Origin of the sequence: Paenibacillus filicis, from assembly GCF_038070315.1 — a bacterium.
Lineage (GTDB): Bacteria > Bacillota > Bacilli > Paenibacillales > NBRC-103111 > Paenibacillus_G > Paenibacillus_G filicis.
In genome coordinates this window covers 377,003-401,438 of the sequence record NZ_JBBPCC010000002.1, presented here as the reverse complement: position 1 = coordinate 401,438, position 24,436 = coordinate 377,003, and the positions used below count along the sequence as shown (strand labels likewise).

General features: G+C 53.2%; 16 protein-coding genes. 14 read left to right on the top strand and 2 right to left on the bottom strand.

Annotation, left to right across the window (positions count from 1 at the left end; all coding sequences use genetic code 11):
- On the top strand, positions 1-2,865 hold the full coding sequence (dinG, locus tag WMW72_RS05460; RefSeq protein WP_341414407.1) for an ATP-dependent DNA helicase DinG: 2,865 nt from the start codon (positions 1-3) through the stop codon (positions 2,863-2,865).
- Positions 2,862-3,482 carry a redox-sensing transcriptional repressor Rex gene (locus tag WMW72_RS05455; protein ID WP_341414406.1) on the top strand — a complete coding sequence of 207 codons (621 nt, stop codon included), beginning with the start codon at positions 2,862-2,864 and terminating at the stop codon, positions 3,480-3,482. Before dinG ends, WMW72_RS05455 begins: the two co-directional genes overlap by 4 nt.
- A gap of 148 nt (positions 3,483-3,630) precedes the next feature.
- Here WMW72_RS05455 and WMW72_RS05450 read toward each other — a convergent pair whose 3' ends face one another.
- Positions 3,631-4,632 carry an inorganic phosphate transporter gene (locus WMW72_RS05450; RefSeq protein ID WP_341414405.1) on the bottom strand — a complete coding sequence of 334 codons (1,002 nt, stop codon included), beginning with the start codon at positions 4,630-4,632 and terminating at the stop codon, positions 3,631-3,633.
- A 57-nt stretch (positions 4,633-4,689) separates the two neighbouring features.
- Positions 4,690-5,310: a DUF47 domain-containing protein gene (locus WMW72_RS05445; RefSeq protein WP_341414404.1), complete on the bottom strand. Its 621-nt coding sequence runs from the start codon at positions 5,308-5,310 to the stop codon at positions 4,690-4,692.
- 270 nt (positions 5,311-5,580) lie between these two features.
- Here WMW72_RS05445 and WMW72_RS05440 point away from each other — a divergent pair, with 270 nt between their 5' ends.
- The 12 genes from WMW72_RS05440 to WMW72_RS05385 all read left to right on the top strand — a co-directional run bounded on the left by WMW72_RS05440 (position 5,581) and on the right by WMW72_RS05385 (position 24,359).
- A complete protein-coding gene (locus WMW72_RS05440) occupies positions 5,581-6,879 on the top strand; it encodes an amidohydrolase (RefSeq protein ID WP_341414403.1) in 1,299 nt (432 codons plus the stop codon).
- Between the two features lie 10 nt (positions 6,880-6,889).
- Positions 6,890-7,399: a cell wall elongation regulator TseB-like domain-containing protein gene (locus WMW72_RS05435; protein ID WP_341414402.1), complete on the top strand. Its 510-nt coding sequence runs from the start codon at positions 6,890-6,892 to the stop codon at positions 7,397-7,399.
- Positions 7,400-7,592: 193 nt separating this feature from the next.
- On the top strand, positions 7,593-8,132 hold the full coding sequence (locus tag WMW72_RS05430; RefSeq protein WP_341414401.1) for a hypothetical protein: 540 nt from the start codon (positions 7,593-7,595) through the stop codon (positions 8,130-8,132).
- Positions 8,125-9,624, top strand: coding sequence for an AAA family ATPase (locus WMW72_RS05425; RefSeq protein ID WP_341414400.1), 1,500 nt, complete (start codon positions 8,125-8,127; stop codon positions 9,622-9,624). Before WMW72_RS05430 ends, WMW72_RS05425 begins: the two co-directional genes overlap by 8 nt.
- Before the next feature lie 183 nt (positions 9,625-9,807).
- Positions 9,808-11,436, top strand: coding sequence for an N-acetylmuramoyl-L-alanine amidase family protein (locus tag WMW72_RS05420; protein ID WP_341414399.1), 1,629 nt, complete (start codon positions 9,808-9,810; stop codon positions 11,434-11,436).
- A 12-nt stretch (positions 11,437-11,448) separates the two neighbouring features.
- Entirely contained in the window at positions 11,449-12,030 is a 582-nt protein-coding gene (locus tag WMW72_RS05415; protein WP_341414398.1) for a GerMN domain-containing protein, read from the top strand.
- Positions 12,031-12,173: 143 nt separating this feature from the next.
- Positions 12,174-14,948 carry an S-layer homology domain-containing protein gene (locus WMW72_RS05410; RefSeq protein ID WP_341414397.1) on the top strand — a complete coding sequence of 925 codons (2,775 nt, stop codon included), beginning with the start codon at positions 12,174-12,176 and terminating at the stop codon, positions 14,946-14,948.
- Positions 14,949-15,137: 189 nt separating this feature from the next.
- Positions 15,138-15,857 carry an endonuclease III gene (nth, locus tag WMW72_RS05405; RefSeq protein ID WP_341414396.1) on the top strand — a complete coding sequence of 240 codons (720 nt, stop codon included), beginning with the start codon at positions 15,138-15,140 and terminating at the stop codon, positions 15,855-15,857.
- 1 nt (position 15,858) lies between these two features.
- On the top strand, positions 15,859-16,131 hold the full coding sequence (locus WMW72_RS05400) for an NAD/NADP transhydrogenase alpha subunit (protein WP_341414395.1): 273 nt from the start codon (positions 15,859-15,861) through the stop codon (positions 16,129-16,131).
- Between the two features lie 72 nt (positions 16,132-16,203).
- Positions 16,204-19,896, top strand: coding sequence for a dynamin family protein (locus WMW72_RS05395; protein ID WP_341414394.1), 3,693 nt, complete (start codon positions 16,204-16,206; stop codon positions 19,894-19,896).
- A gap of 735 nt (positions 19,897-20,631) precedes the next feature.
- Positions 20,632-22,518, top strand: coding sequence for an ABC transporter ATP-binding protein (locus WMW72_RS05390; protein ID WP_341414393.1), 1,887 nt, complete (start codon positions 20,632-20,634; stop codon positions 22,516-22,518).
- Positions 22,515-24,359, top strand: a complete 1,845-nt coding sequence (locus WMW72_RS05385; protein WP_341414392.1) for an ABC transporter ATP-binding protein — start codon at positions 22,515-22,517, stop codon at positions 24,357-24,359. Before WMW72_RS05390 ends, WMW72_RS05385 begins: the two co-directional genes overlap by 4 nt.
- The last annotated feature ends 77 nt before the right edge of the window (positions 24,360-24,436 follow it).

The window sequence follows — 24,436 nt, the reverse complement described above, 5'->3', positions numbered from 1 at the left end:
ATGAAATTTGCGGTTTTGGACTTTGAGACGACGGGCAGTTCGGCGGCAGACCGGATTATCCAGGTCGGACTTTTCATCATAGAGGATATGCAAATCACGGGCAGGTATACTTCCCTCGTCAATCCGGGCATAAGTATACCTGCTTCGATTACATCGCTTACCGGCATCGATGACGATCAGGTGCGGGAAGCCCCGAGTATAGACACGGTAATAGCGGATATGGTACCGCTGCTACAGGATGCGGCTTTGGTCGCACATAATGTTGGCTTTGACCTTGCGTTTCTCCAGAGGGCTTTGGATGAGAACGGCTATTTTCCGTTCGACGGCCGGACGCTCGATACGATGGATCTGCTCCGTATCTTGTATCCTGGCTTATCGAGTCTTCAATTAACCATGGTTTGTCAGGCATTTGGCATCGAGCATGAGCGGCCGCATCAGGCCGATAGTGATGCCGAGGTGACGGCGCTGATCTGGCTGACCTGCCTCGAGCGTCTGCAATCGCTGCCGCTGCTGACCTTACAGCGTCTGGATATGATATTCGCAGATTCAACCAGCGATCTCGGATGGCTGCTGCATGAAGCGCTCGTATACCGCGAGCTCCATCAGCCTCTTGATCCCGACTCTGAGCGGTATTACCGCCAATTCGCCCTGAATGTTGGAGATTGGGGAGACGAGGAGCCCGTTCGCGAAGAGAAGGAAGTGCTTTCGCTGGACCCAACCTTCGAGGGCTTCTACGGACAACTGAGAAACGTCCTGAAGAATCGGTTCGAGGCGTATGAGGAACGCGAAGCCCAAGTCACGATGCTTAGCGAGGTCGAGAATGCGTTCGAGGCGGGACATCATCTGATGGTAGAGGCCGGGACGGGTACGGGCAAATCTCTCGCCTATCTGATTCCCTCTCTATATTACGGGCTCAAGCATGATAAGAAAGTAGTTGTCAGCACGCATACGATCAATCTCCAGGAGCAGCTTAGGGAGCGGGATATCCCCTTGCTTCATGATCTATTCCCGGTGGGATTTATGGCATCTGTGCTGAAGGGGCGGAGGCATTATTTGTGTCTGCGCAAGTTCGAGCATAAGCTGAATACCCAGGACTTCGAGTCGGGCAAGGAAGACCGTGTGACGGCAGGACAGATGCTCGTCTGGCTGGGCGAGACGAAGCATGGCGACCAAGAGGAGCTCTTCTTTCCGGGCAAAGGCAAGCAGTTCTGGCATTCCGTGGAGAGTGATACCGATTCCTGCCTGAACCGTGCCTGCCCTTGGTTCAAGAAATGCTTCTATCACCGTGCCCGTCATCAGGCGAATACGGCTGATGTGGTCATCACGAATCACTCGCTGTTATTTACAGATATGAAAGCTGAAAACCGGCTGTTGCCTGCTTATAAGCATCTGGTTATCGACGAGGCGCATCACTTCGAGGAAGTGGCCAGTAAGCATCTCGGCATCGAGCTGCATTATCAGACGCTGCTGAGCACGCTCCAGTGGCTGTACAAGGACAGCAGGTCCGGACAATTGTCGAATCTCCGTCTCAAGCTGCAGAAAGCGGGAGAGGACCCTCGGGTGGCGAACTGGAGTGCGGATATTGACCGGGCAGTTGAAAACCTGGTCGAGCTGAAGGAGGAATGGGATCAGCTCAATGAGCTGCTGTTCCAGCTGCTTTCGACAGCACGTATGAGTGAATCCGCCCAGCCCGAAGGCGGCTCGCTGGTGCTGCGCCTCAAGAAGGAATCGCTGCCGCGGGGCTGGGATAAGCTCGAGGTGCTGGAGGAAAACATGCAGCTTCATGCGGGAGAAGCACTGAAGCGCATGGATAAACTAGTATCGGAGCTCAAGGAAACGCAGGACGAGTTCGACGTACAGAGCCTGGTCACCGATCTGTCCGGCACGGTGAAGGAGCTGCATAGGCACAAGGACGACCTGCACTTCTTCATGATGATGCCCGATGATAACTATGTGTACTGGCTGGAGGGCGGACAGTTCGGCAAAAACCGTTCCTTGCAGCTCAGCGCCGTTCCAATCGACGTCAGCTCGATGCTGCGCCATCATTTCTTTGAGCCGAAGGACAGTGTGATTCTGACTTCCGCTACCTTGTCCGTTGGCAAATCCTTCGACTATACCTGCGAGCAGCTCGGATTACGCGAATCGGAGCCAGGGGGCCAGCTGAAGACGGTGCAGCTTCCCTCGCCCTTCAATTACCGGGAGCAGGCACTGGTTGCGATTCCGCGGGATTTCCCTACACTGCGCAGCGGACTCGGGGGCGAGAAGGAGTATGTAGACGCATTGATTCCTTCCCTAGCCGAGGTGGCGCTGGAGACAAGAGGACGCATGCTTGTGCTCTTCACCTCGAACCGGATGCTCAAGACGGTACATGCCGGGCTGAAGGACATGCTGGCTCCGTTCGGCGTCCATGTATTGGGCCAGGGTGTGGACAGCGGCAACCGCAGTAAGCTGACGCGGATGTTTCAGAGCAGCGCCGCTTGCGTATTGCTCGGCACCAGCAGCTTCTGGGAGGGCGTAGACATACCCGGTGAGGCATTGTCCGCGCTGGTGATCGTTCGTCTGCCCTTCCAGCCGCCGAATCATCCGATCGTCGAAGCCAAGACGGAGAAGCTCAAGCAGAGGAATATGAATGCGTTCATGAAGCTGTCGGTGCCGCAGGCTGTTATCCGCTTCAAGCAGGGGTTCGGCCGGCTGGTGCGGACGGCTTCGGATAAGGGGATCGTAATTATCTACGATACACGGGTCATCGATACGAACTATGGCAAGTATTTCCTGTATTCGCTGCCGGGTCCGAAGATCGAGCATATGAATGCGAGTCAATTGGTTCCGCGTATCAAGCAGTGGATGGAGGAGAAGAAAGCATGAAGACGATTAAAATTTCCGAGGCGGTCGTTCGCCGGCTGCCTATTTACTTACGATTTCTGAATGAGCTCAGCAAAAAAAATATATCGACCGTATCCTCCCAGGATCTCGGTCAAAAGCTGGACTTGAATCCGGCCCAAATCCGGAAGGATCTGGCCTACTTCGGAGAGTTCGGCAAGAAGGGGATCGGCTATGATGTCGATTATCTGATCGAGAAAATCCGGCAAATTCTAAAGCTGGACAAAGTTATTCCCGTTGCCCTCGTAGGGGCAGGCAATCTGGGACGCGCTCTATGCAATTATAACGCTTACTTAAGAGATAATATGAAGATTGTAGCCGTCTTCGATGCGCAGCCATCCAAGATCGGTGAGTCCATCAACAACCTGAAGGTAAAACCGATGGATGAATTGGTTGAGGCGATCCGATCCCTGCAGGTGCGCATTGGGATTATCACGGTTCCCGCTGTGGAGGCGCAGCAGGTAGCCGACCAGTTTGTTCACGCGGGCGTGGAGGCGATCCTGAACTTTGCTCCTGTGATTATTAGAGTTCCTGGAGACATCCGTGTTCATCACGCTGACTTTACGACCGAGCTGCAGAGTTTGGCTTATTATTTGGATTAGACAAAACAGAATGAAGTGAGCAGGTCCGTGCCGAGAGGTACGGACTTTTCGGCTTGACCTGGTTTAGCTGCCATAGTCTTCTTGATCATGTAGACCCGAAACGCAAAAAAACCGTCCCAAAGGACGGCCGCTCCAGCTTTGCAGGCTTTTATGCCACGAACATAAATACGATTTTGTAGATGATAAACGCGAGCACCATGCTGATTGGAATCGTGATGAACCACGTCATAATCATTCTTGTCACGGTGGCCCACTTTACATCATGGAAACGAAGCACGGATCCCGTACCGATGATGGACGAAGAAATGACTTGCGTCGTAGACAGCGGCATACCCATATGGGTCGATGTCTGAATGATGATTGATGAGTTCAGATCGGCTGCGAAACCATTGATCGGCTCGATCTTGAGCAGGTTGCGGCTCATCGTCTTGATGATCTTCCAACCCCCGATCGAGGTCCCAAGGCCCATCGCCGTTGCAGCGGACAGCTTGACCCACAGCGGAACATCCAGGTTATCCTGCACATTGAGTGTCACTAGTGCAAATACGATAATCCCCATCGCTTTTTGTGCGTCATTGCCCCCGTGAGAGAAGGAAAGCAGGCCGGCCGATAAGATTTGAAACGAACGGAACGTCCGGTTCATTTTGGAACGGGAATCGTTGCCGGTCGCAATAATGACTCTCTTGATGATCCACATGATCAGAAACCCGGAAGCGAAGGCGATAATGGGAGATAAAATCAGGATCAGGATGATCTCTCTAAAGCCCGACCAGTTCAATGCTCCGAACCCAGCACCCGCTATAACGGCACCGGCCAGCGAGCCGATCAACGTATGAGAGGAAGAGGAAGGAATTCCGTAATACCAGGTCAGCAAGTTCCAGAGTATCGCGGAGATTAACGCAGATATGACGATATAAATACCGTTCTCGATAGTTGCCGGATTGGCGACGCTGCCGCCTACGGTCTTGGCTACCTCGGACGAATAAATAGCTCCCAAAAAGTTCAGCACGGCCGCATAAAGAATAGCAAAACGGGGTGAAAGGGCCTTGGTCGAAATGGATGTGGCAATGGCATTGGCCGTATCGTGAAACCCGTTAATGAAGTCGAATATAAGTGCTAGAGCGACGACTATTATCAAGGTGATTAACATAAATTCCTCCTAAGTCATACCGTGCGGATTCCGCAAGCAGGGCGTTTCCCAATCGGCTTACGAATATCGCAGTACTACGCCTTCCAAAATGTTGGCAACGTCCTCACAGGCATCAGTCGTTTGCTCCAGACGTTCATAAAGCTCTTTCAGTTTAAAGTCATGGTAAGGCTCTTTCGGGTTGGTGAAGATTTCGCGGATGCCTTCGCGCATCAGACGGTCGGCTTCATTCTCGAGGCTGTTAATCTGCACAGTATGCTCGGTGAGCTGCATATATTTTTTCTTGGATAGCAATTTCATCGCATCCAGGATGTGCTGGCAGCTTGCGACAAGCACGGCAGAAAATTCCTTCATATATTTATCGGTAAAGGTAATGTTCAAATAGTCGAAGCGGGCAATGGAGGCTTCAATGCCGTCCAGCACGTCGTCCACCTTCGAGGCTAGCTCCATAATATCCTCGCGCTCGATAGGCGTAATGAACACCTTGTTTAATCCTTTGAAGATTTGGTGTGTGATTTGATCTCCGTTGTGCTCCAGGTCCCGAAGCTGGGGATAAAAGGTTGCGGGGGGTTCGTTCCCCATCATGGCCGTGCGGAATGTTTGCGCGGCCTGCAGGGTGTTTTCTGATGCTTTGATCAGCAGCAGCAGAAAATCAGTATCGTTCTTTTTGGTAAACAGCATGGCTTTCGCCTCCTAATATTATCTGTACTTTACAAAATCTTCATCTAATACGTAGAAATATGTAGAAAAACGGAGCAAATTCACACAAAATTAAAAATAACATAACCTAACACAGGAATGCAATGATAGTTTCGGCAAACTTATTTTATGTTGCCCGACTCGTTTCTATGTAGCTCTTGAATAGGCGCCGGAATGGGGAAAGCTTGATTTCTATGCGTTGAAATTGTACATTGGAAGCGGGACTGTATGTATAGGAAAGGAACGAAAACCGTGAAAAAAACGCTGATTGCGAACGGAACATTTATTACCCTGGACGGTACGCGTCCATGGCTTGAAGGACATATGGTCATCGAGGGAGACCGAATTGTCCGTGTAGTGGAGGGCAGTCCTGCGGAGGACGAGTCCTTCGATGAAGTCTTCGACGGACGCGGCAAGCTGTTTCTGCCTGGATTCGTCAACACGCACGGTCATGCGGCGATGTCGCTGCTGCGGGGCTACGGGGACGATATGGCGCTCCAATTATGGCTGCAGGAGAAAATGTGGCCGATGGAGGCCAAGTTTACCGCGGCGGATGTCGCGGCCGGAACCCGCTTATCTATTCTAGAGATGGTAAAGGGCGGCACGACGACCTTCGTGGATATGTACGACCATATGAACGAGGTGGCTCTCGCTGTCCAAGAGAGCGGGATCAGAGCTTCGCTTACGCGCGGCGTGATCGGGTTATGTCCGCGTGATGTACAGGATGCGAAGCTTGCGGAAGCGGTCAAATTCGCTACAGACTGGAACGGGAAAGCAGATGGCCGCATCACGACCATGCTTTCGCCGCATGCGCCTTATACCTGCCCTCCAGATTATATTGAGAGAATCGTCCAGGCCGCGCATGATCTTGATGTGCCGATTCATATCCATATGTCGGAGACGGCGCGCGAGGTACAGGATAATGTGGATCAATACGGCACAAGGCCTGTCGAGCATCTGGAGAAGCTGGGCGTGTTCGCCAGACCGACACTCGTGGCACACGGCGTTCATCTGACCGACGAGGAAATTGCCGTGCTCAAGAAATACGATGTCCGCGTATCGCATAATCCCGGCAGTAACCTGAAGCTTGCGAGCGGCTTCGCCCGCGTCCCCGAGCTGCTGAAGGCCGGTGTGCTTGTTTCTCTGGGAACCGACGGTCCGGCAAGCAATAACAATCTCGATATGCTGGAGGAAATCCGCCTGGCAGCCCTGATTCACAAGGGAGTTAGCGGCGATCCGGTCGCCGTCGCTGCGGAGGATGCTCTGCGTATGGGGACGTTGGATGGAGCCCGTTCGATCTGGCTGAACGATGTGGGGGCGCTAAAAGCAGGAATGAGAGCCGACTTTATCGCTCTGGACATGGATCAGCCTCATTATTACCCGCGTACGAACCTGATCTCGCATGTCGTGTATTCCGCCAATACGCGAGACGTTACGGATGTATGCGTGAACGGGAAATGGATTGTGAAGGCCGGTGCTTGCCTCACACTGGATGAGGAACGGATCAAGTTTGAAGCTCAGCAAAGCTTCGAGCGTTTGACGAGCTCCTAGGAGCGGAGAGGTGTCTGCCTTGCAAAAAAAATGGAAGTGGAGTCTGACTGCCGCGGCAGCGCTGATTCTGATCGCTGTCGGTTTGAACTGGATATACAACATGATATCCAGAGCGGAATGGACGGTCCAGCGGGCGGCGGTAGCGACTGCCTACGAGAAGACGGCGCTGACCAAAGTCAAGATCGTAGAGCCCTTCACCAGCGACAAATCTTATACGGTGATCACCGGAGAGGATAAGCTCGGGCAGCCTCTGTACGTATGGATTAGCAGTGAAGGTGAGCTGCGCTCGGAGCTTGCGGCGAATGGCGTAGCCGGCGAGGCAATGGCCGAGAAGGTGAAGGCGAGGCAGCCGACAGCGGAAATTCTGCGCGTCATTCCGGGAATTCAAAATGACAAGCCTATCTGGGAAGTATTTTATACATACACACCTGAGGGGCAGAAGCAGGAACAGCACTTTTACGACTACTATCAATTCAATGATGGGACGCTGATCGATACTTGGCGTCTGACCATTCAATAGACCAACGACGTCCCGTACGCGCGGCAACTCAGCGCTGCGGGGCGTTTTTTGGCGTGATTCTCAAAGATGCCACACATTACATGATCAATTCGTGTAGAAGATATGATATACTTTCTATACAGATTAATTGATATACTCATAGTTTGATTGCGATAGCAGCTATTTTTAATTCGGAGAGGGTGAAGTGTTAGAGATGAATATACGTCCTATGCCGGTTCTGCTCAGTTTAGTCATCAGTGCGGGGCTCTTGTTCGGAGGATATTTCGCTTATCAGAGCTATGCCATGGAAAGCCCGCTTCAGAAAGTTGTTTCCGGTATACAGGGTGTTGAGCTTGTATCTACGCATTTATCCGCTGAGGCCGTTGACGTTCAGGTCAAGCTGACAGCTGGAAAAAGCTTACGCGAGGTGTATCAGCAAGTTCAAAATGAAGGCCGTCAAGTGATCGGCAGCCGTGAGCTCCGTCTGAAGGTTGCCGGTGAGCCGTCGCCTAAGCTGAATGAATGGTGGTCTTCCACGCTGTTCGAGGTCGCCCAGGCGATGGATACGAAGCAGTATGCACAGATTCCTGTTACGCTCCAGGCCCGTACAGCGGCTGATCCGGCCTCCGGTATCCGTGCCGTGTCCGAGATGGATGATCGCTTTGTTTATATTACGATCACAGACGGACAGGCCAGCAAGTATGTGATGCTCTCCAGAACGCCTGTGAAGGTGGGGGTGTGGCCTAATGAGTAAGTATGGCAAGGAGATTTTGATTGGTGCGGCGCCAGTTGTACTGGCCTTCTTATATTTTGTGGGGATCAATATGATCCCCATCGTATTTATGACGGTTATTTTGGGTACCTTTTTCTATATGAATCGCGCCCGGAACGGTATGGGAGCGAGCTCGGAGCGGAAGTCCAGGGCGAAAGCTCCCGTCTTTATGACTTTCGACGATATCGGCGGTCAAGATCGTGCCAAGCGGGAGCTGCAGGAAGCGCTAGATTTCCTGATCCGCTATGAGGACATTAAGCGTCTCGGCATTCGCCCGTTGAAAGGGATTCTGCTCACAGGCCCTCCGGGAACAGGGAAAACGCTGATGGCCAAAGCCGCGGCGCATTATACGAATTCCGTATTTATGGCTGCAGCAGGCAGCGAGTTCGTCGAGATGTATGTCGGGGTTGGCGCTAGCCGTATCCGTGATCTGTTCAAGGAAGCGAAGGCGCGTGCGCTCAAGGAGAAGAAGGAGAGCGCGATTATTTTTATCGATGAGATTGACGTAATTGGCGGCCGGCGAGACGGAGGTCAGCACCGGGAGTATGATCAGACGCTGAACCAGCTGCTGACGGAGATGGATGGCATTCATACGAGCGAAAGCCCGCGCATCCTGATCATTGCAGCGACCAACCGCAAGGAGATGCTCGATAGCGCACTGCTTCGTCCGGGCCGGTTCGATCGCCATATCGATGTGGAGCTGCCTGATAAGAAGGGCCGGCTGCATATTCTTCATATTCATGCCAAGCAGCGTCCGCTGGCGGAAACCGTCGATTTGGATGCGATAGCGAAGGAAACCTTCCACTTCTCAGGCGCACAGCTGGAAAGTGTAATGAACGAAGCCGCCATCTACGCGATGCGGGAGGAATCAGCTACTATCAGCCAGCAGCATCTGTCGCTTGCCGTCGATAAGGTGATGCTCGGAGAGAAGACGGACCGCGAGTCGACCAAGGAGGAGCGCGACCGGGTTGCTCTTCATGAGCTCGGTCATGCCATTGTAGCGGAGCGGGTTCGTCCGGGTTCTGTATCCCAAGTATCGTTGAGTCCGAGAGGAAAAGCGCTTGGCTTTGTGCGGCACAATCCGCAGGCGGACCAATACTTGTACACCAAAGCCCAGATTGAGGAGCAGATCATGATTGCACTAGGCGGCTCGGTAGCTGAGGAAATGTTCTACGGTGGCCGCAGCACCGGCTCCCGCAATGATTTTGAGCAGGCCTTGCAAATGGTTGGCACGATGATGGACTCCGGTCTGACGCGACTCGGCATCATCGACAGGAACATGGTGACCAAGCAGGAGCTGATGAAGGAGAACACGGCGATTCTGGAGGAGCTTACCGAAGCGACCCGGAGCTTGCTGGAGAGCTACCGGCGGGTATTCGAGCAGTCGCTCGACATTCTTACCACCGAAGAGGTACTGTCTGGCGAGCAGTTCCGCGAGCTGCTGGAGCGTTTGGAGCAGCCGCAAATTGCATAATTCGAGCTATGAACTCAAAAGCGATCCATTCGGATTGCTTTTGAGTTTTTTTGTCTGAGCTCAAAAAAAATCGCAAATTCTGCAACTTTTTAGCGGCTAAATAGTCTAATAGAGTGATAGAATTTGTCAAATTTTTGAGTTTCGAGGTGTGAGATGAGGTTTATAACGGCTTGGTTCACATGTTTGTTACTTTCGCTGTTGTTGATTCCGGTCGCCTTTGCCGAAACGTCGTCGATCCAGTTATTTATGAACGGCAAACAGTTAGTGCCCGAAGTAACGCCGCAGAACGTAAAGGGCAATATCATCGTACCTGTACGCATTATCGCCGAAGCGGTGGGCTCCAAGGTGTCATGGGACCCTAAGCAGCGCAAGGTAAGCGTGGATCAAGGGGCAACGAGCATTCAATTGTTTATCGACAAAACGTCCGCCACTGTCAATGGGAAGGCTCAAAAGCTGGAAGCGGCGCCAGTCATTATCGACGGCAACACGATGCTGCCGCTGCGCTTTGTGGTTGAACAATTGAATACGAAGGTCGAATGGGATGGTCTGACCCAATCGGTATTTATGTACCAGCAGAAGGTTGAGCAGGAAACGGACAATGCTCCCGTTGGAAAAGCACCTGCAACCGGAGAGACGGCAGCCCCTCAGAAGGAAACCGATCTCAAACCCGGGGACAAGGGGACGGATAAACCAAACGGTACTAAGTCCGAGACTGGAACCGGCGACAAGAAGGACGGCAAGCCCGCTTCCGGAACGGACAAGCCAGCTGGCAGCGGCGACAAGCCAGCGGAAAACCAGCCTGGATCCACTCCGAACACCGGAAAGGACAAAGGAGATTCCGTGCCAGCAGGCGGCTCTTCAGGTTCGAACGGCAGTCCGTCCAAGGCAGGGGATGGAAGCGGCACGAAGAACCCCCTGCCGTTGCCAGATTCCCTATACTCCGTTACACTGGAGAAGAACGAGCTTGTCTTTAAGACGTCCCGCACGAACAAGCTGGAGCCCAAAGTATTCCGCCTGAGCAACCCGGAGAGGCTTGTCATCGATATTCCGGGAATCCAGCTGGACACTCCGCTCGCAGAGAAGGCAAATGGTCTCGCCGAGGGTACGTTGGAACTTTCCAATGAGAAGATCGCAAAAATCAGATACTCGCTATTTTCAAAAGAAGATTCTATCGTTAGAATAGTAGTAGATTTGGCGCAAAAAGCTCAATTCACCCTTGTTCCCGGAGAGAAGGCCGGACAATTCTCCCTGCGGGTCGCTCCGCCAAGATCGCAATATCTCGTATATATCGATCCCGGCCATGGAGGCAAGGATAGCGGCACGGTCTCCAAGCAGACAGGCCGTTACGAGAAAAATGTCGTTCTTCCGCTCGGCAAGAAAGTCGCGGCGCTGTTGGAGAAAGAAAAACAGATTCAGGTTGTGATGACTCGGTCCGACGATACGTTTATCGAGCTTGAGGATCGAGTTGCGCTGGCTAACAATGCGGATGCGGATCTCTTCGTTTCCATCCATGCCAACTCTGCGGACAAAGAATCCGTTCGCGGGACTGAGACCCATTACTACACCGATCAGAGCGCTGATTTCGCCAAAACGATGCATACGGCTTTGATGAAAGGGACCGGCTTCCAGGATCGTAAGGTGAAGAAAAGCTCGTTCCATGTCATTCGCAACACGACGATGCCTTCCGTGCTGCTTGAGATCGGTTTTATGAGCAACCGTGCGGAAGAAAGCCAACTGTTTCAAGAAGCTTTTCAAGACCAGGTAGCCGCATCTATCGTATCAGGCATCAAGACGCAGCTAAATCTGGAATAAGGAGTGTTTCTGATGCATACCCATTGGATCAAGATAACAGCGGCAGCCGTCGTCTTCGCGTTGATAGCATCCGGCTGCGGTCAGAAGCCGGCCGCTCAGCCGTTGACAAGTCCGCCTTCTGAACCGGTGAAGACCACGGAGCCGATCAAAACGGGCTCAAGCGATACGACCAGCCAGACACCTCCGCTTACCCAGCAGCCGCAGAAGCAATCTAAGGTTATCAAAGTATTTTACTCGGATGCCAACCTCGAGAACCTGGTGGAGAAGGAAGCCAAGATCGAATTTGGCGAAGAGAAGGACAAGTATGCGGCCGCGTTCAACGCATTGAAGAAGGCCCCAGACGATCAGACCGAATCGCTGGCCAAACATCTGATCTTTAAGAAGGCCGAACTGAAAGACGGCCAGCTCACGCTTGATTTGGTGATGCCTGACGCAGCGAGGCTTGGAGCAAGCGGGGAGGAAATGCTGCTGACAGCCCTCCAGAAAACAGCCTTTCAATTTGCCGAGGTCAAAACCCTAGAGGTATTGCTCGAAGGCAAGAAGGTCGATAGCTTGATGGGACACATGGAGCTGCAGCATCCTTTCAAACGCTAAACCGTATAAAGTCAGGCGGAAAGCCCGGCAGAAGCATTTGAGTCTTTGCGCAGTAGCGGCGGACTGACAAGTGCAATGCACAGTGGTTTGCTCCGCCTGACTTTTCAAGACATTTGAAGAGACCGAGAGGGGTAAGCGAATACATGAAGAGAAAGAACCATAGAAATGTTCGCAAGCTGACGGCTGCCGTACTGGCACTTACGCTTGCATTCAGCGGTGCAGCATATGCAGCAGACAAACCGGCATCTAACGATTCATCGTTGTCGTCCTCGGGGAGTCTCGTGCTTCGCTTCGCCGACGTTGACGGCGCACACTGGGCGATCAAGCATGTGACCAAGCTGGCGGCTCTCGGCATTATTCAAGGCTATGAGAAGAATGAATTCCGCCCGGACAATACGGTTTCCCAGCAGGACGTCATCGTCATGGCGATCCGCATGATGGGACTCGAATCGGAGGCGCTGGCTAATAAAGCGGAAACGGTGCTTCCCGTGGCTGTTAGTGATTATGCCAAACCTTATGTCGCCTATGCCTTCGACAAAGGTCTGATTACGGCTGCCGAGGAAGTCGAGAGTACATCATCCAAAAACGCTTGGGGTTCCCGTGATGCGACCCGGGAGTGGGTAGCCAAGTTGGTTATCCGGGCTATCGGGAAAAACTCGGTAGCGTCACAGCAGGCCGCTTCGGCGTCGAGTTTCAAGGATGCGGGCAGCTTCTCCAATTGGGCCAAAGGCTATATCAATGCTGCGGTTATGCTCGGCATCGTACAGGGCTTCGAGGACGATACCTTCAGGCCTTCGGGCAAAGTAACACGAGCTCAGATGGCGACATTCCTGAGCCGGGCGGACAAAGAGTTAACAACGCGCTCCAGCCGTGTAACCATTGGTTACGTGATGGAACTAAACGATAAGAAGATCAGTATTCTTAATGCCAAGGGTGATACCACTACATATAATCTCTCGGCAGATACGGTTATCTATAACGCCAAGGACGACAGCCGTATCCCGCTAAGCCAGATTAAGCTGACGAATGAAGTGTATCTGGTTCAGAATTTGAATAATGCACTGTATATCGAGCTGACGAACCCTGAAGAAAAGATGGAAGTGACGGAGGGAACGTTAAATGACGTATTCCTCGATGAGATGCGTGTATCCGTCCAAGTCGGAGGTACTCGCAAGCTTGTCGAAATTGCCGCCAATGTCTCCGTAACCGATAATGAAGGCCGCGGCCAAAGCATTGGCTCCATTCCGCTCGGCAGCGTCGTTCAGCTTAAGCGAAATACGCTGCTCAAGGAAACCAAGATTACGCATATCGTGGTCAAGCAAACACCGCTTAGCAAGACGGCTGACGGAACTGTACTCAGCATCGACTCGTCTCAGAAGCAGATCAGCTTCCTTGAATCGTCGAGTTCTCAGAATGAGACGTATTCTACGGCTGAAGCGGTTACTGTGAAGCTGCAGGATGGCACGACTTCGGATCTGTCCAAACTGCATATCGGTGATGCGGTCAGCTATGAAGTGAAGGCCAATAAGCTTGTGTCGGTTACCGTGAAGAAGCAGGCGGATGTCGTGACGACGGTGCAAGGTACGTTGTCAACCGAGATTAGCAAAGAGTCCCGTATTCTGACGATTACCCCTACCGGCGGAAGCGTTCTGTCGTCTTACTATGTAAATGATAATGCGTTAGTGTCCATCGGCGGAACATCGATGTCAAGCCTTTTTGATCTGGAAAAAGGAGACGAAGTGAGCCTGGACCTGTTAAACAATAAGGTTGTAAAGGTCACGGTCAATAACCGTCAGGTTGAGAACTACGAGTTCGCCAGCATAGTCAATTATGAATCAACCACGAAAGTTTTGACAGTCGCTAAGGACAATGGAGGCTTTGGCGCGTTCCAGCTCAGTGATTCGACGATTATCAAATATTTGGGGACGAGTATCCCACTGACTAATTTCCAGTCTACATTTATGGGTACTCAGGCGGGTACTACGATTACCGACCGCAATAAAAAGGTTAATATGAAGGTGTCCAAAGACCGGATCATCTCAATTGAAGTGACGCAAACTCTCGACGGCGTCGTGTCACAGATTAATACAACTTTAAGCGAAGTGACGCTCCGGACAACTAGCGGCAAGAGCCTAACGTTCAAAGCACCTGGAGCCTCGGTTGATCTACAGGGGAAAGCTAATGGCACGCTGGCGGACTTGAAGGCCGGAGACTTTGTCCGGGCAAGTCTGATTCCTACACAAGACATGTTCAGTGGTTTTTCAATTAAGAAGTCGGGCGTTTTCAAAATTCTAGTAGCCAATGCTTCGACGAAACAGGTGACCGTTAAGGAAGAAAATGGAACGGCTACATTTACCTTCACAATTGATACCTTGGATAAAATATTCAATCCGAATAAATCCGTACCGGCCTTCGAGGATCTACTCGTGGATGATTATGTGAAAGCCACCTTTACGGGCAGCAAGATGGATCTCGTCTCGATTGTGAATACGGTTCGAGGGAAGATCAATACCGTAGATGCAACGCTGGGAACCATCACGGTACAGGATTTCCAAGGCGGGGTAAATGTGCTGCCTCTGGGTCAAAACTTCTCCGTGAAGAAGCCGGACGGGACATTATCGTCCTCTCTGACAGATCTCAAAGCAGGAGACCGCGTAGAAATTATTAAGGATGCCAGCGAGAAAACGATCATTCATCAAGCGGCAACCTACAAGCGGACAATAGCGTCGTATGATACGATTCTCGGCCACTTGCTTCTGAAGCCGTCTGGGACGAACAGCAAGGACCGGTACGCATTATTTGGCAGAGCCTATGTTCATAAAGGCACCCAATCGGTTAATGCTTCGGCGCTGACAGAGAACAGTGAAGTGAACTTATATATCATTGATGATAAAATTTATGAAATCGAGCAGCTCTAATTGTCTATAGACGCAACTTTTCGTTCGTGAAAACCGTCTTAGTAGTGGCGCAGATTGCCGCTGGTGAGGCGGTTTTCACGATTGGCGAGGATTTCAGAAAAAATTCGCAAATTACAGACATATTTCATTGCGTCGGCTTCTCTGATTCGGTACACTATAGAGCATAAGCGTAAGAGAGGCGGGCTGCATGTGAACCGAGTTAAGGTTCGAACCATATTGGACACCATCGCGGGCATGTTTCCCGACGCTCACTGCGAGCTGAATCATTCCAACCCGTTTGAACTGACGATTGCCGTACTGCTATCGGCACAGTGTACGGATGAGACGGTCAATAAAGTTACCGCGACTTTGTTTCAGAAGTACAAACAACCGGAGGATTATTTGGCCGTTCCGCTTGAAGAATTGGAGCAGGATATACGCCGTATCGGGCTGTTTCGCAACAAGGCAAAAAACATTCAGGCCCTATGCGCTCTTTTGTTGGACAAGTTCGGAGGCGAAGTGCCCCGGGAGCACGAGAAACTGATCGAGTTGCCCGGCGTTGGTCGTAAGACGGCGAATGTTGTCATGTCGAACGCTTTCGGCGTTCCCGCTATCGCTGTCGATACTCATGTGGAGAGGGTATCTAAGCGGCTGGGATTGGCCGATGCCGACGATTCTGTGCTGGAGGTTGAGAAGAAGCTGATGAAGCGCGTTCCCCGCGACGAATGGACGGATACGCACCATCGCCTTATTTTCTTCGGACGATATCACTGCAAGGCGCAATCGCCCAAGTGTGAGATATGCCCGCTGATCGACTTATGCCGAGAAGGTAAAAAACGTATGAAAGCCGGCTCCAAAAGGAAACCTATACCAAAGAACGAAAAACCTAGATCCCTAGCGAAGGATTCAAGTGAAGAAAGGATAGGATGAGATGAAGTGCATATCAGTCTATACAAACGATTTTGAGGTGTTCTCGGACATTTATGAGAAAATCCTCGAAACTCCGCTTCAGGAGAACGAAGAAATGCAAGTGGAGGGCGTCGTTGTTTCCGAGTCAGGAAGCGTTCCGGAAAACTACTTGTCCCGGATGAAGCAGCGTCCTGAAGTTGTCGTGATGAAAGTCAAGGATAGGGACATCACGATTTTGCAGCATCGTGACGTGTTTGAAATATTTATCCCCGAGAAAGAAAATGTGGTACACTAAAAACCGAAGCAATTCGGTTTTTTTCTTTTTTATACGCAGGGATTAGATATAGAGGGCAGGTAGGGGAGAAGGATGAAGAGCATATTTACACCAACGATGGAGTCGCCGGAGCTGAGCGGCGAGCAGCAATTTTCTACGGAAGGATCCATCCGGGTATTACGGGAACGCATGCTGGAAGCAGGAGATGGTTCGCATGCGGAGAAAGTCGGTCAATTGCTGGAGAAGGCTGCGGGCGGACGATTGAATTTGGCTTTCTGTGGGCACTTCTCGGCAGGCAAGTCCAGTCTGATCAACCGGTTGTGCGGGCATCAGCTGCTCCCGTCCAGTCCGATTCCGACGAGTGCGAATATTGTAAGCATCGCGAGCGGGGAGCCCGGAGCTACGGTCTGGTATCACCGGAAATCAGAGGACGGGCTTAGCCGCTCAGAGCAGGTACCGCTTGAGGAATTGGCGGAGCATTGCCGGAACGGAGAAGCCGTTGAAACGATCGAGATTTCGTATCCGATTGCGCTGCTGCAGGAGCATGCCGCGCTGCTAGACACGCCAGGTATCGATTCAACGGATGATGCTCACCAGTTGGCAACGGAATCGGCCCTGCATCTAGCGGATGTAGTGTTTTATGTGATGGACTATAATCATGTACTGTCCGAGGTTAACCTGGGCTTTACGAAAAAAATGGCCGAATGGGGCAAGCCTCTGTATCTGATCGTGAATATGATCGATAAGCACCGGGAGCATGAAGTAGCGCTGGAGGCTTATCAAGCGGGAGTTCGGGAAGCATTCGCCAATTGGGGCGTACGTCCGGACGGTATCCTGTACACGTCCGTTAAGGCTCCCGATCATCCGGCGAGCGAATGGGGCAAGCTGGACTGGCTCATCGGCAGTCTGATCGACCGCCGGGAGGCTCTAGTCCAGCAAAGTCTGGAGAAGTCGGCGAGAGCCTTGGCTGCAGCTCATGCGGCCAAGCAGGCCGAGGCTCAAGAGCCTGCGAAGGAAGCGCTGCGTCTGCAGCTGGAGGCCGACGAGTCTTCAGGTACGGCACAGGCCGAGTTCGCCGAAGTTAGTAGAGAGCTTCGCCGCCTGGAGGAGCTTCCCGGGAAGCTTCTCGTTCAACTTCGCAGTGAACTGAGTGTGTTGGTGGACAACGCAAACATCACTCCCGCTGCGACTCGCGATCTTGCGCATTTGTACCTGGAGAGCCGGAGACCGGGCTTCAAGGTCGGCTGGCTCGGGGCAGCCGCCAAAACAGCCGCTGAGCGGGAGCAGCGGCTGGGGCTGCTGTTCAAGGAATTTTCCTCTCAGGTGCAGAATCAGATTGCCCGTCATGTGCAGCAGACGGTCAAGCAGCGGCTGGAAGGCATGGGCCTTCCGCTGGAGCGGGTCAACGAAGCATCGGTTAGCATCGTATGCGACCTGACGCCAGAATGGCTGGCGGCTCAAGTCAATGAAGCCGCGGTATTTGGTGGCGAGTATACGCTTATCTACTCGAAGCAGATTGCGACGGAGATCAAAGCAGCCTATCGTAAAAAAGCCGTGACCGTCGTCGAGGAGCTAACTGCTGAGCTAACCCAGGCGCTTGGAGGCAAGCGGGAAGCTCTGTCTGTTCAGCTTGCGGAGCTGGACAGCCGGCTTGGCGCCTTCCGCGAGCTGGAGCGGCTCGAGCAGGCGGACGCTGCTTACCGCGAAAGCTTGCTCGCCGCGCTGCCGCTTAGCGCAGCGCCTGAGCTTCCGTCGCCGGCTGCAGCGCCACAGAGCGCGGCAGCGAGCTCTGCCGCAGCGGCACAGCCTGCGGAGGCTGCAGCGCCAGCGCTGGCCTGGATCGCGGCAGATGCGGCCGCGGACGGCTCCACGCAGACGCTGGCTGCCGGCGGGCATCGGGAGCGGCTGCGCTCCACGGCAGCGCGGCTGGAGGCCGCTGCGGCCGAGCTGAGCGGGCTCAGCGCGCTTCAGTCGGTGCGCCGCTCCTTGCTGGAGAAGGCGGAGCGCCTGGGCGGCAACCGCTTCACGATAGCGCTGTTTGGCGCGTTCAGCGCGGGCAAGTCTTCGTTCGCCAACGCGCTCATCGGCGAACGGGTACTGCCGGTATCGCCGAATCCGACGACGGCGGCGATCAATAAGATCATGCCGCCGGAGCCGGAGGCCGGATGGCCGCACGGAACGGCCAAGGTGCGGATGAAGAGCCGCGAGCGGCTTGTCGCCGATGCGCTATACTCGCTGGAGACGCTGGGCGTCAAGGCAGAGACGATGGAGCAGGCGCTTCAGGCGATCGGTGGGCTCAAGGCGGACCGCATTCCCGGCAAGGGTAAGCCGCATTACGCTTTCTTGCGCGCTATCCAGCAGGGCTGGGACACGATGGGAGGCTTGCTTGGGCAGGATCTGCGGATCACGGCCGAGGAGTTCGGCACCTATGCGGCCGAAGAGGCGAAGTCCTGCTTTGTCGAGCTGATCGAGCTGTACTATACGAATCCGCTGACGGAGCAGGGGATTGTACTCGTCGATACGCCGGGAGCGGATTCGATTAATGCCCGGCATACCGGGGTTGCCTTCGATTACATCAAGAATGCCGATGCGATCCTGTTCGTGACGTACTATAACCATGCGTTTTCCCATGCCGACAAGCAGTTTTTGCTGCAGCTCGGCCGGGTGAAGGAGAGCTTTGAGCTCGATAAAATGTTCTTTATCGTCAACGCCGCAGACTTGGCCTCCTCGGCCGAGGAGCTGGAGGGCGTCGTCGGCCACGTAGAAAGCAATCTGCTCCAGCATGGTATCCGCCATCCGCGAATTTATCCGCTATCCAGCTACTATGCGCTGGAAGGCAAGCTGCAGAAGGATGCAGCACTGACCGTGCAGTCCGGGGTCACAGTGTTCGAGCGGGATTTCGTCCGCTTTACCTTCGAGGAGCTGACGGAGATGGCCGTGCGCGCCGGGGAGTCCGACATCCGTCGGGCGGCCGAGACGCTGCAGCGCTGGACGGACAGCGCCAGATCGGACGCAGCTGTGCGCTCCCGCCAGAGCGAAGCTCTGCGCGCCGCCTTGCAGGCTGGGATTCAGCGCCTGGAGCTTGCCGCCGGAGAAGCGGATACGGGAGAGCTGTCCAAGGAGATCCAGGAGCTGCTATATTACGTGAAGCAGCGGACCACCTACCGGTTCGGCGATCTGTTCAACATAGCGTTCAATCCTTCGCTGTTCAACGATGATCCCCGTGACAGCAAAACCGTGCTCCAGTCCGCCTGGGAGGATTTGCGGAGGATGATTTCCTTTGACTTGTCTCAGGAGGTACTGGCGACTACGCTGCGGATCGAGAACAAAATCAACCGGATGGCGAAGCTGGCAGGCGAGGAATGGACGTCCAGATTGCGAGAAGGCATTCCTTCCTTCGAGCCCTCGGACTTCGAACCGTTCAAGCTTGCCACCCCGGAGCTGGATGATATGCTACAGGCCGAAGACATTCAGACCAAGTGGATCGCGTCGTATTTTAAGAATGCGAAGCAGTTCTTCGAGGGCGATGGCAAGCAGCAGCTCAGGCGCGATCTGGAGGTCAAGCTGACCGAGCCGATGACAAGGTTCACCGAAGCGCAGGCAGGACGGCTGGAGGTGGCTTACGCCGAGCAGCTACGGTCGGTTATTGCGACGCTGGCAGGAAAGTGGACGACGGACTTGCAAGAGCATGCAGCGGGGCAATTAGAGGCGCTGGAGATGAAGCTGGATCTTCAGGTCATGCAGGAGAAGCACGATCGCCTGCTGAAATTTTTGGCATCCTCCTGAGGCGGCATGATTTCGTTCAGAAAGGGAGCGCGGCGCTGGAACATAGTCCAGCGCCGGCGCTCCCTTTCTGTCCACTCAGGTGTTTCTTCCCGCATGAAATAAGCTTTCTGCAAAACACTGACTTATACTGTTAATTTCCGATGCGAATAATATGAATAAATATTCATTTCTAAGTATATGAGGTGGGCGCGGCAGCTATCTGCCTCACGAAAATAAAACGCTTTAATCGTAAAAAAACCTGATTTCGTGAAAAGGCTTTCATTGCTTCCAAACGGCATCATTTGGGCGAAAAAGATGGGTAGAGTTCCCTAAATCTCGCGAAATGGGGTTTTTCCCGGCCTCAAGCATCATTATGCAATTGGAAGCTGTTGCCGCTTGCTGGCGATGGTGGTAAACTCCTAACATTAACGCATAAAACTTACGATAATTGTCACATTTTTCGCTGGGGAGGAGCGGATGTCCGCGAAGTAGGCAGTCAGGGCTGCACAGGCGCCCGGGAGAAGGATTCCGGTCTGTACAGGCTATTCAAGCTGCAAGAGTCGCCCTTTACTTTATCGCTTCACCGCGACACTAGAATTGAAAGAGATTAAGAGCGGGAAAAGTCCCAGGTATTCCGGGATGATGATGACAAGCATGTGAAGGCAAGTGAAGGCGTTCAAAATTGACGGTTGCAAAGGACGGTCAGCCCTGTTTCCTGTACAGGCGGGCGGACGTCCGGGAGGGGGAACAAGCCAGATGTACGTATTTAAGCAGCTCCGAGAATATTATTGGTCCGAACGAAGGTATTTTGTCATCTCCATGCTTTGTTTGATGACGGTTACAGGACTGGGTCTCGTATATCCGAATCTTTTCCGCCATCTGATTGATAATGTCATTGCTAACGAACGGTATGACCAGGTCCCGCTGCTCGCATTCATGGTGCTTGGCGTCATGGCATTAAAGGCAGTCTTTCAATTCCTGCATGGTTCCTACAGCGCGAAGCTTGGTAATCAGACCGCTTACAACCTGCGTGAAGCGCTTTACCGTAAGCTGCAATTTCTGTCTTTCCAGTATTACGACAAGGCAAAGACAGGGGATCTGATGTCCAGACTAACGGCCGACCTGCAAGCTGTACGCGACTTTATCGGGTTTGGCTTCGTTCAAATCATCAACGTGTTTATGATGTTTACCTTCGGCATGATCATGATGCTGTCGATCAATTGGAAGCTGACGCTGATTACGCTGGCGGCTATGCCGTTCCTCGTCTTCACCGCGATCCGCTTCGAAGGACGCATCCATCCGGCATTCCGCCTGATCCGTAAGTCGATGAGTACGATGACGACGACGGTTCAGGAAAATATTACGGGCGTGCGCACGGTCAAGTCCTTTGCCCGGGAACCGCATGAAATCGAGAAGTTTGCGGAGCGCAATACCGATTACAAAGAAAATAACGTGATCACCTCTGGGATATGGGCCAAATTTTTTCCGCTGATGGAGCTGTTCGCCAATCTGAGCGTAGTCTTGCTGATCGGGGCAGGCGGCTGGATGGCAATTAACGGCAGCATTACGCTTGGCGAGCTGGTTGCTTTCTACAGCTTGATCGGCTATATCATTCAGCCCATGTGGGGAATCGGATTCCATATTAATAACTACACGCAGTCCAAGGCAGCCGGCGAACGGCTTCTGGAAGTGCTGCATCATTATGTTCATGTGAAAAATAAAGAAAATGCCCGGGTCCTGAATCCAGACAAGGTGCAAGGACATGTCCGCTTCGAAGGCGTGACCTTTGCCTACGGGGAATCACAGAAACCGGCGATTGCCGATTTTGATCTTGATGCGCCTGCAGGCTCCGTCATTGGTCTGCTTGGAGGAACCGGCTCAGGCAAATCGACGATCATTCAGCTGCTGTTCCGGGCTTATCAGGCCAAGGAGGGACGCATCACGCTGGATGGTCAGGATATCCGCGATGTTACGCTGGAAAGTCTGCGCAGCCAGATCGCTGTCGTGTTCCAGGAGACGTTCCTGTTTTCCTCGACGATCCGCAATAATATTGCTTATGGAGCCGGGGCTGTTACCCAAGAGCAGATCGAGCATGCTGCAAGGCTGGCCAAGGCTCATGACTTTATTATGGAGCTCCCGCTCGGCTATGACACGGTTGTCGGCGAACGCGGACTCGGCTTGTCTGGCGGCCAGAAGCAGCGGATTGCGATAGCCCGCGCGCTGCTGCTGAATCCGAAAATTCTGATCCTTGACGATGCGACCAGCGCGGTCGATATGGAGACCGAGCACGAAATTCAGCAAGGGTTCGAGGAAGTGATGAAAGACCGCACGACCTTTATCATCGCGCACCGGATTTCGTCGCTCAAGCATGCCGATGAAATTGTTGTTCTGGATAACGGGCGCGTCGTCCAGCGCGGCACGCACGAGCAGTTGTTGAAGATTCCTGGGCCGTATCAGGACACCTATAATATCCAATTCTCCGATCAGCCCGTACTCGAACTTGATACGGAGCCGGCTTCCATTGGAGTTGCGCCTGCTGATACAACAACCAGTGATCAGCACGCACAGTTAGAGGAGCAGCAGGCCTTGAAGGAATCCGCCGTCTCCAGCTCATACACGAAACGGAGGGGACTGGCAACGTGAGTGCGCAATCCAATAAAAAAACCGAGTCAGCAGAAGCTACGGAGCAAGTGAAATCCAGGTTCGTCTACCAGGACGATGAGGATATGGATAAAGGCTTCGACTGGGTTCAAGTCAAGCGGGTCGGCAAATATATGAGGCCCTATGCCAGGCAGATGGTGCCGATCATCCTCGTGATGATGGTGGTTGGCGCCATCACCAAGCTGCTGAATCCGATGCTGCTGGCCTATGCGATCGACCATGCCATCAAGGAGAAAGACAGTACCCAGCTTTTGTATATCGTAGCGGGTATGCTGGGACTGTATATTGTGCAGTGGCTGGCAAATAACTACCGCATCCGGTATACGAACCTGATCGGCCAGCGGGTCATCTACGACCTGCGTGATGATTTATTCAGTCATGTCCAGCAGTTGTCCTTCCGTTTTTTCGATAAGCGTCCGGCTGGGGCGATCCTGGTTCGGATCACGAACTATGTGAATTCCCTGCAGGATTTGCTGACGAACGGCGTCGTGAATCTGATGATCGATTGCGTGCAGCTCATCGGCATTATCGCCATTCTGCTGGTGTACAACTGGAAGCTGGGACTTGCGATCATGGTGACAGTGCCCATCATGTTCCTGGTCTCGACGAAGGTGCGTTTGCGCATACGCCGTGCCTGGCAGGTCGTGCAGGTGAGGACCTCGCGGATCAATTCCCATCTCAATGAATGTATTCAGGGAATCAAGGTCACCCAGGCCTACGCGCAGGAGCAGGCCAACATGGACTATTTCGAAGAGATGAACAAGGATAATCACAAGGCTTGGAACCGGGCCTCTACCTTGAACCAGACCTTCAACCCTATCATCGAGGTTACGGGAGCGATCGGTTATTTCATCCTGTTCCTGTTCGGCTCGTATCTGGTCATGCGCCAGGAGATTACGGTGGGTATTCTCGTCGCGTTCGGCGCTTACATCAGCCAGTTTTGGGAGCCGATCAACCGCCTGGGGCAGATGTACTCGCAGATGCTGATTGCGATGGCCTCGTCGGAGCGGATTTTCGAATTTATCGACGAGCAGCCGAATGTGGCGGAACGTCAGAGTGCCCGTCCATTGCCTGCCATTCAGGGCAACATCGAGTTTAAAGGGATTGAGTTCGAATACGAGCCAGGGCGCCATGCGCTCAAGCGGATTGATTTGAACGTCAAAGCGGGATCGTCCATTGCGCTGGTCGGGCACACCGGCTCGGGTAAGAGTACGATCATCAACCTGCTGTGCCGGTTCTATGACGTGACTGCAGGCAGTATCCGAATCGACGGGCATGATATCCGGGATGTTACGCTGCACAGTCTGCGCTCGCAGGTCGGTATCGTCCTGCAGGATACATTCATTTTCTCGGGTACGATTCGAGACAATATCCGGTTCGGGCGTTTGGATGCCACGGACGAGGAAGTAGAGGCCGCGGCCAAGGCGGTCCGTGCCCACGAGTTCATCGTCGATCTGCCACAAGGTTATGAGACGGAGGTTCAGGAACGGGGCAACGTTTTGTCGATGGGCCAACGACAGCTGCTGTCGTTCGCCCGGGCGCTGCTTGCTGATCCGCGCGTGCTGATCCTGGATGAGGCGACGGCTAGTATCGATACCGAGACGGAAGTCAAAATCCAGGAAGCGTTGCAGACGCTGCTCGCCGGGCGCACCTCGTTCATCATCGCTCACAGGCTCTCGACCATCCGGCATGCGGATGAGATCGTCGTACTGGATCACGGCGAGATCAAGGAGCAGGGCAATCATGAGGAATTGATTGCCAAGCAAGGAGTGTATCACGGCTTGATCCAGGCGCAGTACCGGTTTCTTCAGGAGACAGGTTAAGCGAAAATCCCTTATCGTTCAAGTGTTTCCCCCGGTTTGCCGCTCGTTCAGGGCTGGCCGGGGGGTTGTTTTTTGCT

Excerpts from the sequence above, each read along its gene's own strand:
- WMW72_RS05390 (WP_341414393.1), top strand. The coding sequence starts at position 20,632 with ATGTACGTATTTAAGCAGCTCCGAGAATATTATTGGTCCGAACGAAGG.
- WMW72_RS05430 (WP_341414401.1), top strand. The coding sequence starts at position 7,593 with ATGAATATACGTCCTATGCCGGTTCTGCTCAGTTTAGTCATCAGTGCG.
- WMW72_RS05455 (WP_341414406.1), top strand. The coding sequence starts at position 2,862 with ATGAAGACGATTAAAATTTCCGAGGCGGTCGTTCGCCGGCTGCCTATT.
- WMW72_RS05415 (WP_341414398.1), top strand. The coding sequence starts at position 11,449 with ATGCATACCCATTGGATCAAGATAACAGCGGCAGCCGTCGTCTTCGCG.
- WMW72_RS05400 (WP_341414395.1), top strand. The coding sequence starts at position 15,859 with ATGAAGTGCATATCAGTCTATACAAACGATTTTGAGGTGTTCTCGGAC.
- WMW72_RS05395 (WP_341414394.1), top strand. The coding sequence starts at position 16,204 with ATGAAGAGCATATTTACACCAACGATGGAGTCGCCGGAGCTGAGCGGC.
- WMW72_RS05425 (WP_341414400.1), top strand. The coding sequence starts at position 8,125 with ATGAGTAAGTATGGCAAGGAGATTTTGATTGGTGCGGCGCCAGTTGTA.
- WMW72_RS05445 (WP_341414404.1), bottom strand. The coding sequence starts at position 5,310 with ATGCTGTTTACCAAAAAGAACGATACTGATTTTCTGCTGCTGCTGATC.
- dinG (WP_341414407.1), top strand. The coding sequence starts at position 1 with ATGAAATTTGCGGTTTTGGACTTTGAGACGACGGGCAGTTCGGCGGCA.
- WMW72_RS05410 (WP_341414397.1), top strand. The coding sequence starts at position 12,174 with ATGAAGAGAAAGAACCATAGAAATGTTCGCAAGCTGACGGCTGCCGTA.
- WMW72_RS05450 (WP_341414405.1), bottom strand. The coding sequence starts at position 4,632 with ATGTTAATCACCTTGATAATAGTCGTCGCTCTAGCACTTATATTCGAC.